General features: G+C 59.9%; 17 protein-coding genes. 9 read left to right on the top strand and 8 right to left on the bottom strand.

Annotated elements, in window-relative coordinates:
- From ccoS to X726_RS138000, 4 genes are all read left to right on the top strand, one after another.
- The coding region (gene ccoS / locus X726_RS1000000170080) for a cbb3-type cytochrome oxidase assembly protein CcoS (protein ID WP_023673754.1) at window positions 1-109 on the top strand (109 nt) is incomplete at its 5' end.
- 66 nt (window positions 110-175) lie between these two features.
- A complete protein-coding gene (locus X726_RS137990; RefSeq protein WP_031215603.1) occupies window positions 176-874 on the top strand; it encodes a CBS domain-containing protein in 699 nt (232 codons plus the stop codon).
- 328 nt (window positions 875-1,202) lie between these two features.
- The gene (gene nirK / locus X726_RS137995; RefSeq protein WP_023673752.1) at window positions 1,203-2,309 is read left to right on the top strand and encodes a copper-containing nitrite reductase; all 1,107 of its coding nucleotides are present in this window, start codon (window positions 1,203-1,205) and stop codon (window positions 2,307-2,309) included.
- 52 nt (window positions 2,310-2,361) lie between these two features.
- Window positions 2,362-3,231, top strand: a complete 870-nt coding sequence (locus tag X726_RS138000) for an SUMF1/EgtB/PvdO family nonheme iron enzyme (RefSeq protein WP_031215602.1) — start codon at window positions 2,362-2,364, stop codon at window positions 3,229-3,231.
- 71 nt (window positions 3,232-3,302) lie between these two features.
- On the opposite strand, the gene X726_RS138005 is transcribed toward X726_RS138000, so the two are convergent.
- From X726_RS138005 to X726_RS138015, 3 genes are all read right to left on the bottom strand, one after another.
- On the bottom strand, window positions 3,303-3,800 hold the full coding sequence (locus tag X726_RS138005) for a cytochrome b (RefSeq protein WP_023673750.1): 498 nt from the start codon (window positions 3,798-3,800) through the stop codon (window positions 3,303-3,305).
- Between the two features lie 189 nt (window positions 3,801-3,989).
- On the bottom strand, window positions 3,990-5,162 hold the full coding sequence (locus tag X726_RS138010; protein ID WP_023673749.1) for an NnrS family protein: 1,173 nt from the start codon (window positions 5,160-5,162) through the stop codon (window positions 3,990-3,992).
- 102 nt (window positions 5,163-5,264) lie between these two features.
- Window positions 5,265-5,702: a pseudoazurin gene (locus X726_RS138015; protein ID WP_023673748.1), complete on the bottom strand. Its 438-nt coding sequence runs from the start codon at window positions 5,700-5,702 to the stop codon at window positions 5,265-5,267.
- A 151-nt stretch (window positions 5,703-5,853) separates the two neighbouring features.
- On the opposite strand from X726_RS138015, the gene X726_RS138020 reads away from it, so the two are divergent.
- Window positions 5,854-6,555, top strand: a complete 702-nt coding sequence (locus tag X726_RS138020) for a Crp/Fnr family transcriptional regulator (protein WP_023673747.1) — start codon at window positions 5,854-5,856, stop codon at window positions 6,553-6,555.
- Between the two features lie 3 nt (window positions 6,556-6,558).
- On the opposite strand, the gene X726_RS138025 is transcribed toward X726_RS138020, so the two are convergent.
- Window positions 6,559-6,774, bottom strand: a complete 216-nt coding sequence (locus tag X726_RS138025) for a DUF1858 domain-containing protein (protein ID WP_023673746.1) — start codon at window positions 6,772-6,774, stop codon at window positions 6,559-6,561.
- A 144-nt stretch (window positions 6,775-6,918) separates the two neighbouring features.
- Between X726_RS138025 and X726_RS138030 the strand changes: the two genes are divergently transcribed.
- Window positions 6,919-7,617, top strand: coding sequence for a CBS domain-containing protein (locus X726_RS138030; protein ID WP_023673745.1), 699 nt, complete (start codon window positions 6,919-6,921; stop codon window positions 7,615-7,617).
- 105 nt (window positions 7,618-7,722) lie between these two features.
- On the opposite strand, the gene X726_RS138035 is transcribed toward X726_RS138030, so the two are convergent.
- The 3 genes from X726_RS138035 to X726_RS138040 form a co-directional block, all read right to left on the bottom strand.
- Window positions 7,723-8,271, bottom strand: coding sequence for a hypothetical protein (locus X726_RS138035; protein WP_031215600.1), 549 nt, complete (start codon window positions 8,269-8,271; stop codon window positions 7,723-7,725).
- A 106-nt stretch (window positions 8,272-8,377) separates the two neighbouring features.
- Window positions 8,378-8,647: a DUF6455 family protein gene (locus X726_RS0136875; protein WP_023832341.1), complete on the bottom strand. Its 270-nt coding sequence runs from the start codon at window positions 8,645-8,647 to the stop codon at window positions 8,378-8,380.
- A 353-nt stretch (window positions 8,648-9,000) separates the two neighbouring features.
- A complete protein-coding gene (locus tag X726_RS138040) occupies window positions 9,001-9,813 on the bottom strand; it encodes a universal stress protein (RefSeq protein WP_023673742.1) in 813 nt (270 codons plus the stop codon).
- Between the two features lie 202 nt (window positions 9,814-10,015).
- Between X726_RS138040 and X726_RS138045 the strand changes: the two genes are divergently transcribed.
- Both X726_RS138045 and fixJ read left to right on the top strand, forming a co-directional pair.
- Window positions 10,016-11,569 carry a PAS domain S-box protein gene (locus X726_RS138045; protein WP_023673741.1) on the top strand — a complete coding sequence of 518 codons (1,554 nt, stop codon included), beginning with the start codon at window positions 10,016-10,018 and terminating at the stop codon, window positions 11,567-11,569.
- Window positions 11,559-12,173 (top strand): response regulator FixJ, encoded by a 615-nt coding sequence (fixJ, locus tag X726_RS138050; protein ID WP_023673740.1) that lies wholly within the window; start codon window positions 11,559-11,561, stop codon window positions 12,171-12,173. Before X726_RS138045 ends, fixJ begins: the two co-directional genes overlap by 11 nt.
- On the opposite strand, the gene X726_RS00870 is transcribed toward fixJ, so the two are convergent.
- Window positions 12,170-12,442 (bottom strand): hypothetical protein, encoded by a 273-nt coding sequence (locus tag X726_RS00870; RefSeq protein ID WP_023673739.1) that lies wholly within the window; start codon window positions 12,440-12,442, stop codon window positions 12,170-12,172. The two genes, fixJ and X726_RS00870, sit on opposite strands and share 4 nt — an antisense overlap.
- A 135-nt stretch (window positions 12,443-12,577) precedes the next feature.
- On the opposite strand from X726_RS00870, the gene X726_RS138055 reads away from it, so the two are divergent.
- Window positions 12,578-13,024, top strand: coding sequence for a pyridoxamine 5'-phosphate oxidase family protein (locus X726_RS138055; protein ID WP_031215597.1), 447 nt, complete (start codon window positions 12,578-12,580; stop codon window positions 13,022-13,024).
- The last annotated feature ends 209 nt before the right edge of the window (window positions 13,025-13,233 follow it).

Raw genomic sequence — 13,233 nt, 5'->3', positions numbered from 1 at the left:
GTTCCTGTGGGCGTTGAGAAGCGGCCAGTACGATGATCTCGATGGCGCTGCGGAGCGCATTCTAATCGACCGCGACGACGGCGCGGAGAATCCTCCTTGTTCCAAGTGACTCAGATCAACGCGCCGCGGGTCGGGATGTCCTATCGTCGTCCGACGAAAGATCAGGAGGGTGAGGATGCAAGCCGAATCCATAATGACAAAGCCAGTCATCACGACGGATGCGAACGCGACGATCGCGCAAGCGATCGAGCTCATGCTTTCAAACAAGGTCAGCTGCCTGCCGGTAGCAGACAGCGACGGCACCCTGATTGGTATTGTAAGCAAAAGCGACTTCTTGCGCCGAGAAGAACTTGGGACCCAGCGTGTGCGTCCGCGCTGGCTGGAGTTTGATCTTGGCCCGGGCACAGTCGCCGAAGACTATGCGCGCTCGAACGGACGGATCATCCATGAGGTGATGACCACAGCCGTCATTTCGGCGTCTCCAGGCGCCTCAATTGCACAGATTGTCAACTTGATGATGCAACACCGCATCAACAATGTGCCGATTGTCGATCGGGCCAGGGTCGTCGGCATCATCACGCGAACTGATTTGCTGCCTGTCCTGATCCGCGCCATGCCGAAACAGGGCACCACGCCACCCGATGACGACCTGATCCGCAAGGCCGTACTTGCCGAGCTGCAGGGACAATCGTGGGGCGGCGGTGACTTGATTGATGTAAGGGTCAGCGACGGCGTCGTCGAACTGACCGGGGCGATTGTCGACGAGCGTCAACGGAAAGCCGCGATCGTTGCGGCGGAGAACGTTGCCGGCGTCGGACAAGTCAAGGACAGCCTCTTCCTCCGTACAGATCCGCTCTCGGTGATGGTTTCATAGCTGCGGAAAAAAGCGGGGACGCCAAGCAGCGTCCCTTTGGGTTCTGCTCCCTTCCCACATCACTTAGACATGAGGCTGTCGGCGAGTTCCTCCAGCGTATAGCGCCCGTCATGGTTGGCGAGCACGCTGTCGGCAGCGAAGACGCCCGTCCATCGCCAAGCTCGAAACCGAGCGGGACTTGCTCGACCATTCTTGACGCACAAGATTGCCGCAGTCGAGGCTGTTTGTTGCTCCAATTAACACTCACCAATTTGCGCCAGCGCAAAGAAACGCTGCGTCAGGTCAGTTAGCTTCTGCTCATCCGCAACGGTTGAGATAGGAGATTGATATGATCACGCGACGCGAAGCCCTCTTCGGAGCAGCGATTGGCGCTGCCGCCGTGGCGGCACTGCCCGCACTGTCGGCAACGGTGACGAAAGCCGACATTCGAGGACTTCCCCGCGACAAGGTCAAGCTCGTGGCACCGCCTTTTGTGCATCCGCACGACCAGATCGCCAAAGGCGGTCCGAAGGTCGTCGAACTCACCATGATGATCGAGGAGAAACCGATGGTCATCGACGCCGACGGGACGCAGCTCAATGCAATGACTTATAACGGCTCGATCCCGGGCCCGCTGATGGTCGTCCACCAGGACGATTATGTCGAGCTGACGCTCATCAATCCCGACACCAACTCGCTAGCCCACAACATCGATTTTCACGCAGCGACGGGTGCGCTGGGCGGCGGCGCCCTCACCTTGATCAATCCCGGCGAACAGGTGACGCTGCGCTTCAAGGCAACCCGAACGGGAACTTTCGTCTATCACTGTGCTCCCGGCGGACCGATGATCCCGTGGCATGTCGTCTCCGGCATGAATGGCGCCATCATGGTGCTGCCGCGCGACGGGCTCAGGAACGACAAGGGCGAGCCGGTCAAATACGACAAGATCTTCTATATCGGCGAGAGCGACTTCTATATTCCGCGCGATGAGAAGGGAAACTTCAAGAGCTACGAATCGGCCGGTGATGGGTATGACGATATCGTCAAGGTCATGCGCGGGCTGATCCCGACGCACGTGGTGTTCAACGGCAAGGTCGGTTCGCTGACCGGCGACAACGCCATGAAGGCGAAGGTCGGCGAGACCGTGTTGATCGTCCATTCGCAGGCCAACCGCGATACGCGGCCGCATCTGATCGGTGGTCACGGCGACTATGTCTGGGAACAGGGCAAATTCGCCAATCCGCCGGCCAAGGATCTGGAAACCTGGTTCATCCGCGGCGGCTCCGCGGGGTCAGCGCTCTATACGTTCCTGCAGCCCGGTGTCTACGCGTACGTCAACCACAATCTGATCGAAGCCGTGGAACTCGGGGCGACCGCTCACTTCATGGTCGAGGGCGAGTGGAATGATGATTTGATGACGCAGGTCGAGGCGCCTAAACCCATCGCCACCAACTGACGGCACTCCAAATTGCCCGGACAGCGTCGCTGTCCGGGCACGGACAACAGACATGTCTCCTTACATCCTGAAAGTTTTCGCGGTCTCCATGGCGGCCACTTCTGTGCCGGTGGGCCTGTCGATAAAGGCGGCCAGTTGGGACCGGCAGCCTCACGCCGTAGCTGCCACGAGGACCTTGCTGTCCGCCTCCATCACCTATCCGATACCCGGCGAGTTCCTGAAGGACGGCCACCCGCAGGCCAATCCCCGTCATAAACACCAGCTCGACCAACCGCTCGAAATCATGACCTATCAGGTCAGCGCGGAAGACTATGCTGACTGCGTTGCTGCGGGCAACTGCCAGCCGGCACAGGAGGCGCGCACGATCTCCGCCAGCGCTCCTGTGACCGGCGTCAGCTATCTCGATGCCAACGCATACGCCCGGTGGTATTCGACAGCGACCGGCGACCAATGGCGGCTGCCATCCGATGAGGAATGGGCATTTGCCGCGGCGGAACGGTTCGCAGGCGAGTTCGAGGGTGTCGAAAACGACGCCAAAAACCCCGCCAGACGTTGGCTCACCAGCTACAAGGCCGAGGTGGACCTCAATCGCAAACCGGACCCGCTGCCCAAGAGCCGTGGCTCTTTTGGCTTCAATTCCCTGGGCCTCGCCGACTTTTCCGGCAACGTCTGGGAGTGGACTTCGACCTGTTATGTCCGCACCACGCTGGCTGCGGATGGGCGCGGCGTTGCGAGTTCGGTCGACAATTGCGGCGTCCACGTCCTTGAAGGGCTTCACCGAGCCTACATGTCGAACTTCGTCAGCGACGGAAAAAGCGGCGGCTGTGCCGTCGGAACCCCTCCCGACAACCTGGGGTTCAGGCTGGTCCGGGACTCGTCGGGCTGGGCGAACGATGTTCTCACCCATTTGGGCGTAATCTGACGGGAAACTCCCGTCAGATTCTGGCAACCCGATGTGCCTGCGTTGGCGGCGATTTGTTTGACAGGCCAGACCTATCGGCGGGGCGACAGCATCCGCCTAAGTGTGCCATCGCGAAGCCAGTACTGATGGAACAGTGCCGCGAAGGCATGGACGGAAATCAGGACCATAAATACTGGCTTGTTGAGCGAATGGATGTCGCCCCATGGGTCACCAACGTAGAAGGCGAGAAGTCCCACAATGGGCGTTGCGAGCAAGAGCAGATAGAAAAGGCCGTGCGAGATCCGCGCGGCGACCTGCATCCAGCCAGTGCCGCCTTCCGCACGCATGGGAGCACCCGTTACCAAGCGCATTATCAGCCGGACCGTGACGAGGGCCAGGATCGAAACCCCAACCCAGTAGTGGGTAGAGCCCAATGTCTGGTCGACTGGGGAGACGAGGGTTCCATCTTCGGCCGCGTCAACCACGTTCGTCATGCTCTCGCCAAAGAACAGCTGGAATAACACCAGCACTGCTATGATCCAATGAAGCGCAATTTGATAAGCTGAATATCCAAATCTGGTTTCTGCCATTTTGATTCCTCTTGCAATTCGAACAGCCTCGCAGTCGCGATACTGAATAACGAGGGAACCTTGGCGTTATTCGGCTCAAATGCTCCCGGAATTGCGGCCGAAAGCTTACAGATTTGTAAGGCGCCAGGCGATGCGCAGCCGTAAGGGAATGGCGGCGCTATCCCGCCTTCGCTTGGCATGGAGTAGCCGTCAAACGGCATGAGCCTTCGGCGTCGTCAATGCGACGCCGTAAGTCAGAAGGAAGCCGGCGTATGCCAGTACCCATGCAGCACCGGCGAGATTAATGATGGCCTCATCGGGGACAAAAACGCCAAGGACGCGCGACAAGGCTGCGACCAGAATAGCTGCAAAGACAAAAGTTGTTAGTCGTCCAGCCCGCAATTGCCGGCCGGTATGTCCGAGCGTCGCTCGGGCCATTACGGCGAGCGTCATCGACCCGATCGCGCCGGCGCCCAACGCGTGGAGCCCAGCTGCGACCGGCACGATGCCAGGAAAAAAGAACGACGCCGAAAGCAGGGCAAGACCGAGCGGTACGAAGGCATAAGCCACGTGAAGGATGAGCACGAGCGGGTCCCGGAATGTGCGGTCGCCTGCCCACCGCGACACACGCCACGCCTGGCAGATTGCGGCGACGGCCATGAGCATCCCTGAGGCGCTGTTGCCGGGGGCGAACGTCCATGCTCCGAGGGCGATCGCCGAGATGGCTATCGAGGCGACGTCAAAACGGTCGAACGGCGCAGGCAGCCGCCCAGGATTTTCGCGGACGAGCCAGTTGCGGGTGAAGCTTGGAATGATGCGCCCCCCGATCAGTGAAATGAGCATGATCGCCGCGGACCTTCGGCTGACGTCCGATGTGCCGTGAAGGTGCGCCTCGATGTGGAAGGCGCCGTTGGCGCCGGCCAGGACGGCAAGCGGCAGCAGCACCTTGAGATTGCGCCAGTTCCGCCCCGCGACGATTTCGCGTGCCGCCGCAGCACTGACCGCAAGCAGAAAAGAACCGTCGATCAACGCGGCTGCTTGCCAGCCAATATCGGCCGAGAAGAAGACAGCGGCACGACCGGCGAGCCACAGGACAACCAGCGCCAGCAGCGGCAGGCCTTGCACCGGCACCCGGCCGGTCCAGTTCGGGATGGCGGTCAGCAAGAACCCGGTAACGATCGCCGGCAGATAGCCGAACAACATTTCATGGATGTGCCAGTCGACCGGGAGAAACGCACTGTGGGCATCGAGTTCGCCGGCATAGATCGGCAGCCAAAGCAGAACGGACAGCGCAGCATACAGCGACCCGAGCAAAAAGAAGGGCCTGAACCCATAGGAAAGAAGTGCAGGCCCGGCGTAGGCCCGCAGGCGTGGAATTCCCATGATTTGTATCTCCAAATGAACAGCGCCGGATGAACCGCCGCCCTCGGTCCGTCCGGCCCGTGCCCGCCCTTTATGCGGCAGGCATGCCTGTATCGATTGCTCTCAGTTGGCAGGAACCTGGGTGAACAGGTCGGCGAACACCGTTTTTGCCTTCCCGGGATGCTTTACCGCCTTGGCGGTATCGAGATTGACCGGCTTGCCGACAACGATCAGCGCGACCATCCCCATGCCGTAGTGAGGCGCGCATTTGACGCCGTAGACACCCTCCTTTGTCAGCGTGACGGTGATTTCCTCGCTGGGCTTTCCCTTGAAAGGCTCAGCGCCATCCGGAAGCATGCCCTTGATCGACTCGGCGTCGTGGGTCTTGTCGGTCGGCACGAACTTGACGGTGTCGCCGGGCGCCGCCTTGACGAAAGCTGGCTGGAAAACCATGGCGCCTTTTTCGCCCTTGTTGAGCATTTGCACCACATGCTCTTCAGCGCTTGCGCCGCTTGCGAGCGCCAGGATCGAGATTGCGGCAGCGAGGATGGTGAGTTTCATCGATTTGTCCTTTGTTTCGTCTTCGCGGCATTGCGCCGTTCCATGCCATTTAGCCTGACGCGGCCGGCGACAATTTGCGCTGGCGCAAACTCGGGATAAGAAAGGTCTCCCGCACGACTGATGCGGAACCGTAGAGCCGTGAGGGATCCGCTTGGCTGCGCTGGACCGATCGCTGATTTCGCAGCTGCCGCTCTTCCAGGGGCTTACGCCGGACGAGCAGAGCGAGATCCTGCGAAATGCACGATCGTCTCGCTATGCCAAGGAGGCAGCGATCTTCGCGCAGGAAGCCGAAGCCCATTCCTTCTTCGTGCTGATCGCCGGGCACATACGGGTGGTCCGCACCACGCCGGACGGACAGCAGGTCATCGCCAGATACATCAGCGAAGGCGAGATCTTTGGCGTCGCCGCAGCCCTTGGCCGGACGACCTATCCCGCAAGTGCCGTCGCGGCTGTCGACTGCGTGGTGCTGGCCTGGGCCAACGCCCTGTGGCCTGATCTGTCCCGACGCTTCCCCGTGTTTGGGGCAGCCACTTACAGGACGGTTGGAAGCAGGCTGCAGGAGACGCAGACGCGGGTGGTGGAGATGTCCACGGAACAGGTGGAGCAGCGGGTTGCGCATGCGCTTCTGCGACTGGTGAACCAGACCGGCCGAAAAACGGACAGCGGCATCGAAATCGATTTCCCGATTTCGAGGCAGGACATTGCCGAGATGACGGGAACGACGCTGCACACCGTCAGCCGGCTGCTCAGCAAATGGGAAGAGAACGGAATAATTGTCAGCGGGCGCCAGAGGGTCACGGTCAAAGATGCGCATCGCCTTGTGGTTCTGGCCGAGAACCGGGAAAAGGACTGACCGTCATCGTTCACCTCGAATGGCCAATTCGAGTTCGACCAGAAAGTCGCCCTCATCGACTTGATGTTCCAGGCACGCCTCGGTCACCGTATGGAAAGTGCCTATCGGACAGCCGACGCAGAGCATCTTGTGTCTCAATACCACAGCGACCGTTGCCGGCCATTTCCTCATGATTTCGTCGACGACCATATCGGGGTTGATCGAGCTGCACTGTTTCATGATGACCCTCCGCGATTTGCGAAGCCCTCTTCATAAATCCGGCTCGGACTGCCTTCGTTGCGCTTACGCAATCTAAAAATGATTCAGATCAAGGCACAGCGCGCCTGGCCTCGATATGAATAGTAACCATTTGAGGAGGTTGGCATGCAAGCCGAAGCCATTATGAGCAAGCCGGTCGTCGGCATAGACCCGTCCGCATCGATCGCCGAGGCTGCCGGGTGGATGCTCGCCAAAAAGATCAGCGGCTTTCCGGTCATTGGCCGCGACGGCACCCTGGTCGGGATCGTCAGCGAGGGCGATTTCCTGCATCGCGGGGAACTGGGCACGCAGCGCCAGCGCTCACGCTGGCTGGAGTTTCTGGTCAGCCCCGGAAAGGCCGCCGATGAATATGTCCACGCCAATGGGCGTCGGGTTGAGGAGGTGATGTCACAAGATGTCGTCACGGCATCCCCCACCGCATCGCTCGACGAGGTCGTCGAGCTCATGACGCGTTACCATGTCAAACGCATCCCTGTCGTCGACGCTGGAAAAGTCGTCGGCATCATCACCCGCTCCGATCTTCTGCAGGCATTGATAAGCGTCCTTCCGGATGCAGCCGCTGCAGCCATCGATGACGAACAGATCCGGCAGAACATCATGGCCGAGCTAGCGACACAAAAATGGGCCGGCAAGGACACGATCAACGTGACGGTGAACAATGGCATGGTGAAACTGAGCGGCGGCATCTTCGACGAACGCGCGCGCCAGGCAACCATTGTTGCGGCCGAAAACGTCGTCGGCGTCAAAGCGGTCGAGGATGGTCTCTTCTGCGCCGATCCAGTGTCCGTCCTCCTTGTTTCCTAGCGGTGGCCCGGCCACCACCGAGTTAGTATCACGGGCCGCCGTGCCAGCGGGGTTTCAACGCCGCATCCACGACAGACTCGGTTTTCGCGCAGGGCTTCGCCGCTCTCAGATCGCGACCAGAGGTATCAATGGCCGAAGGAGCAACAGCGCGAATGCAACAAGCGCCGCGCCCGCAACTCGCTCTGCCATTCTTTTGCTTCCGCTGAAGCGCCGACCTAGCAAAAGCCACACCGATCCGGTGGCAGCCGTCATCACCAGGAGCGTGATCCAGAAGATCCCCAGCGCGCGCGGTTCGATATCAATCGGCACGATAGCCAGGCAATAAATAAAGGCCTTCGGGTTCAGGGCACTGGTCACCGCAACAGAAATAGCGTCGCCGTTTCGGGACACGTTCATCCGACCACTCGCCGTCAGACGCAGGCCAAGACACACGAGCCATGCTGCTGCAATTAGTCTAAGTACTTGAATCGCATCCGGCGATACAACGGGACGCAGCGAAAACCAGCATGCGGATGCGATCCCGTATCCGCATGCTTGTGCGGCCAAAAGCTTGACCGCTTTCTCTTGCTTGACCGCCCCCGCCATCAAAAGAGCGTTGGTAGGCCCTGGTGCGACAAAGAGCACAAATGCTACCAGAAACAGTAGATTGTCCAATGTGCATGGTCCCGTGGAAGCAGACTTATCAGTGCAAAAACTTGGTTTGCGTTGGCCCTCGCCAAAACGCGGACCGTACGACCTCGTCGGGCTGCCTGCTCGATGCCTAACGTTGCCCGGCCGCATGCTGCAGTCGAGCGATCAAGTCGCTGTTGCGGCAATAGTCTGGCGGGTTCTCGGATTGCTGGTGTTCGTCAAGCCAGGTTGAGCATTCATCCTGGTGCCCGCAGGAACGGCAGCGGTCCACCGCCCGATTGGTGACTGCCTCATGGTCTGCCACGACTTTCAGATGTCTGTCGACCCCGAGCGTCCGCATCATTCGACCCATTAGCGCCGTTCTGGCGTCGACCGAAATCAGGTAATCGAGAAAGGTCATGTTGATCACTCCTGCCTACCGGCCAACCTTGCCGCCGATGGTGGCGGGTGGCGTTGATCTCGATCAACAGGCGGCATCATTGCCAACCCTGGGCCGTGACGGGGAGCATGAAACCAAACGGAATGGCAGGTGGTCGAAGACGTCCGCTGACCGGCAGGCCGATTGCTCGGGCCAGGTCTAGATCTGGCCGTTGTTCGCTTCGGAAAACAAATGAACGCAGCCGCTGCGTCGTGGGCACCCCCACCTCGAACATGTTGCTAGCACCGTCGCGGTGTCCCGAGGCTGAGGGTCTCCAGGCGCGCCGCAGGACGTAACCCGCTCCGGCCGAGACAGGTTGCTGGTCAACTTCTCCTTCAATGCGACATGAAACGGCTGATGCCGCTCTCTTCGATGAGCGTGCGAGTGACGCCGCCAAATGCCCATTCCCGCAAGCGGCTATGGCCATAGGCGCCCGAGACGATCAGGTCCGCATGGATCGAGCGCGCGAAACTCAGCAACCGGTCGCCATCAGCCTTGCCGGCGATCAGCTCGGTTCGCGCCTTGATGCCATGGTGGTCAAGGAAAACGGCGACATCGTCGAGGCTGTCTCGACTGGTTTCGTTGCGGCTGGTGTCTATCGTGGCGACGACAACGTCGCTGGCCTTTTCCAGAAAAGGCAGTGCATCGGCTACCGCACGCCGTGCCTCCCTGGTGTCCTTCCAGGCAACCAGCACGGTTTTTGCGCGGATATGTTCCATATTACCTGCAGTGATCAAGACTGGCCGGCCCGCACCGAGCGTGAGGCTGCCGATATCAACAGCACGAAAGACATTGTCTCCATCGCCGCAGCCGGTGACGATAAGGTCGGCCGCCCTGGCCATAACGCTGAGGAACCGGGTCGGACTGCAGACGGACTGTGCCCATTCGCTTGTAACGGAAACCGGCACCATTCTTTCGAACACTGCACGCAATTCGGCGAGCCGCTTTTCGATCTCAGTTCGTTGGATCTGCATGATCTCACCTTCGGAGACCATCCCTTCGCCTGTCGCGACCAAAGGTGGGACATCGGCTGCCGCCAAGCCAACAATATGCGCTCCAAATCGCTTGGCAAGTTCGATACCCACCTGAACAATGGGCGCAGGAGCCGCATCGATGGCGAGGTTCACGATGATTGACTTGTAGGCCATTGCGGGTGCCTTTCACTGGAGCGGCGCTATGCGTGATGAGTCGCATTCGTCAGCGTCCGGTGCCTTGATGCGCGTCAAAGACCCCGCCAATTGCGCCTACCAACGGAATCTCTTGCGGAACCGCCGTCGCGATCTGTTTTGCCTGTGCGATGAGAAGTGATAGGTAGCCCTGGTAGCACCGTCTCGAACCCAGGAATTTCAGGTGATCAAAGAGGAAGCGCTCAGTTTGTCGCCCGGTGGGACGACACTGAAAGCCCTCTTGTCGCGGATGTTCGATCAGGCTCCGGGCTTCATCGCGCTCATGCGCGAGCCGGGTCACGTTTTCGAACTGACCAATGCCGCCTACCAGCGGTTGATCGGCAACAGGCAGGTGATTGGAAAGTCAGTCAGGGAAGCCTTTGCCGAGTTCGAAGGAGATGAGTTTTTCGGACATCTGGACCAGGTCTACACGACCGGCGAGCCATACAGAGGCCAGGGCGTAAAGGTCGGCCTTCGCAACAAGGCCGACGGGCCGCTCGAAGAGCGCATCCTTGATTTCGTCTATCAGCCCATCAAGTCCGACGATGGCCGTATCACCGCGATCTTCATCGAAGGCACGGATGTCAGCGAACTCTCCTTTGCAAACGCAGCTCTTCGGCTGCGTGAGGACCATTTGCGATCGATCCTGGCAACAGTGCCGGATGCAATGGTCGTCATCGATGAGCAAGGCGGGATCCAATCCTTCAGCACAGCCGCCGAAACATTGTTTGGCTATCAGTCAGGTGAGGTCATTGGCCAAAACGTGAAAATGCTGATGCCCCCGCCCTACCGCGACGAGCATGATGCCTATCTGCTTCGCTACCTGACCACCGGAGAGCGCCGGATTATCGGGCTCGGGCGCACCGTCACCGGGATGCGCAAGGATGGTTCGACCTTCCCGATGGAGCTTTCCGTCGGCGAGATGCATCCGGGAACCGGACGCTTCTTTACCGGCTTTTGCCGCGACCTGACCGAACGCCATCGGGCAGAAGCTAGAATCCAGGAGCAGCAGCAGGAGCTTCTCCATATGGCGCGGTTTACAGCACTTGGCGAAATGGCCTCGACCCTTGCTCACGAGATCAATCAGCCGCTGACGGCCATCACCAATTATTTGAGGGGCAGTCGTCGGCTGCTCGAGAAAAGCACCGAAGAGAATGCGCCCATCCTGCGGGATGCCGTCGAAAAGGCCGCTGAGCAGGCGCTGCGGGCTGGAAACGTCATTCGCCATCTCAGAGACTTCGTTGCAAGAGGCGAAAGCGAGCGTCAGGTCGAACGGCTGCCGGCGCTCATCGAAGAGGCCTCCTCGCTGGCCCTAGTCGGGGCAAGGGAGATAAATGTCCTTGTCCGCTACAAGCTCGATCCTGCTGCCGAACTGGTGTTAACCGATCGCATCCAGATCCAGCAGGTTATGCTGAACCTGATGCGCAATGCTGTCGAAGCCATGCAAGACGCGCCGCGACGCGAACTGCTGGTCACGACTATTGCGCGCGCCGACGGGATGGCGGAGGTGAGCGTCATCGACACCGGCGCCGGTCTCGCGCCGGAGGTTTCGGCCCAACTGTTCCAGCCATTCGTCACCACGAAAAAGCAGGGCATGGGCGTCGGCCTGTCTATTTGCCGCACCATAATTGAATCGCATGGCGGTCACATATGGGCCGAGGCAATGCCGGCCGGCGGGACCGCTTTCAGGTTTACATTGCGCATCGTCGATAAGGATGAGGTCACCAATGGCCGCTAATGATCTGGTGCACGTGGTCGACGATGACCTGGACGTCCGCAAGTCGCTTGGATTTCTGTTGGGCACGGCAGACTTTGCGGTCCGCCTGCATGATTCCGCCACGGCCTTCCTGTCGACGGCGTCTGGCAGTCTCGAGGGCTGCATCGTCACCGATGTGCGCATGCCGGGCATAGACGGCATCGAGTTTCTGCGCCAGCTCAGAGCAGGCGGGCATAGAATTCCGGTCATCGTCATGACGGGCCATGCGGATGTGGCGCTAGCCGTTCAGGCAATGAAGGAAGGCGCTTGCGATTTCATCGAGAAGCCATTCGACGATGAGATGTTGATCGAGGCGATCCGCTCAGCGTTGGCCAACCGCAACCAGGTCAATGCATCCCACCCTCAGTCCGCGGATATTCGCGGGCGTCTGTCGACGTTGACAGATCGTGAGCGCCAGGTGCTGGACGGGCTTGTGTCGGGTTTGCCGAACAAGACGATCGCCTATGACCTTGGAATCAGCCCACGCACTGTTGAGATCCATCGCGCCAATGTCATGAGCAAGATGGGCGCCGGCAGTCTGTCACATCTTGTGCGCATGGCGTTGATCGTTGAATCCAAGCCCTAGGGATGGTCTCCAAAGGGATTGCCGTCGCGAGTTGGCACCCGGTGAGGCTCCCAGTCGCGCCAGTGGGTCGGACGGATGTCGACCCATGCGCCGGTGGCGACGTTCCTCCAGCCGTCCCGCTCCTTCCTGCAGGGAAACACGAGCGCATGCTCACCGTCCTCGTCGAAGACGGCCAGTTTGAGGTTGCGCCCAAACGGAGCGGTGAGGATTGGTTTCCACATCTCCTCATGATCCGCAGAAGCGCCAGCTCGCGCCTTGATCTGAATCATTTTCCGCAATTGCCGAATGCGCGAATGTGCGCTTTGCCGCCGTGAGCCAAGGCGAAAGCACCCGCATGGTCATGGTTCAACGCGGCAAGGCAAACAACACCTTGCGCTGGCTGTGAGAAATAGGAGATGGCTCCGATGATGGTCCGCACACTTTCTGCCTTGGAATGTACGAGATTGCTGACGGCCAATCGCGTTGGCCGGCTCGCATGCGCAAAGAATGGGCGGCCCTACATCGTGCCCCTGTACTACGCACATGCGGACAATCACCTCTATGTATTTTCCATGCCGGGCAAGAAGATCGAATGGATGCGAGGCAATCCGCTGGTATCCGTCCAGGTCGATGAGCGCGGCCAAGGGCGAGGATGGCGAAGCGTTGTCGTCGATGGCCGCTATGAGGAACTGCCGGACCGGGTTGGCCACAAGCGCGAGCGCGACCACGCATGGTCGGTGTTGAGCAAGCACGCTGACTGGTGGGAGCCCGGCGCCCTCAAGCCGGTCACACCTCCGGTGTCGGACAGCGCGCCCCACGTTTTCTTCCGTATCTTGATCGACCAGGTGTCGGGCCGCGAAGCAAGTGAATAGGTGTTTTCTACTGCGGCGGCCTGCGAAAGCGATGGCTGGACGTGTAGGAGCAGCGGTTCTAGGTAGTTTCCCGTAGGGACATAACCGAATTTCGGCGCCGGCCGATTCGCGCGATAGCTGTGTCACGGATCAACCGGGAAAACAGCCATGTACGCCTACACCGCCTCCAGAATTTCGCTGCCGTCACGGTCTACCCTGCCCAACCTGCC

The organism is Mesorhizobium sp. LSJC285A00 (assembly GCF_000503155.1).
Taxonomy (GTDB): Bacteria; Pseudomonadota; Alphaproteobacteria; order Rhizobiales; family Rhizobiaceae; genus Mesorhizobium.
This window is presented reverse-complemented; position numbering and strand designations above follow the sequence as displayed.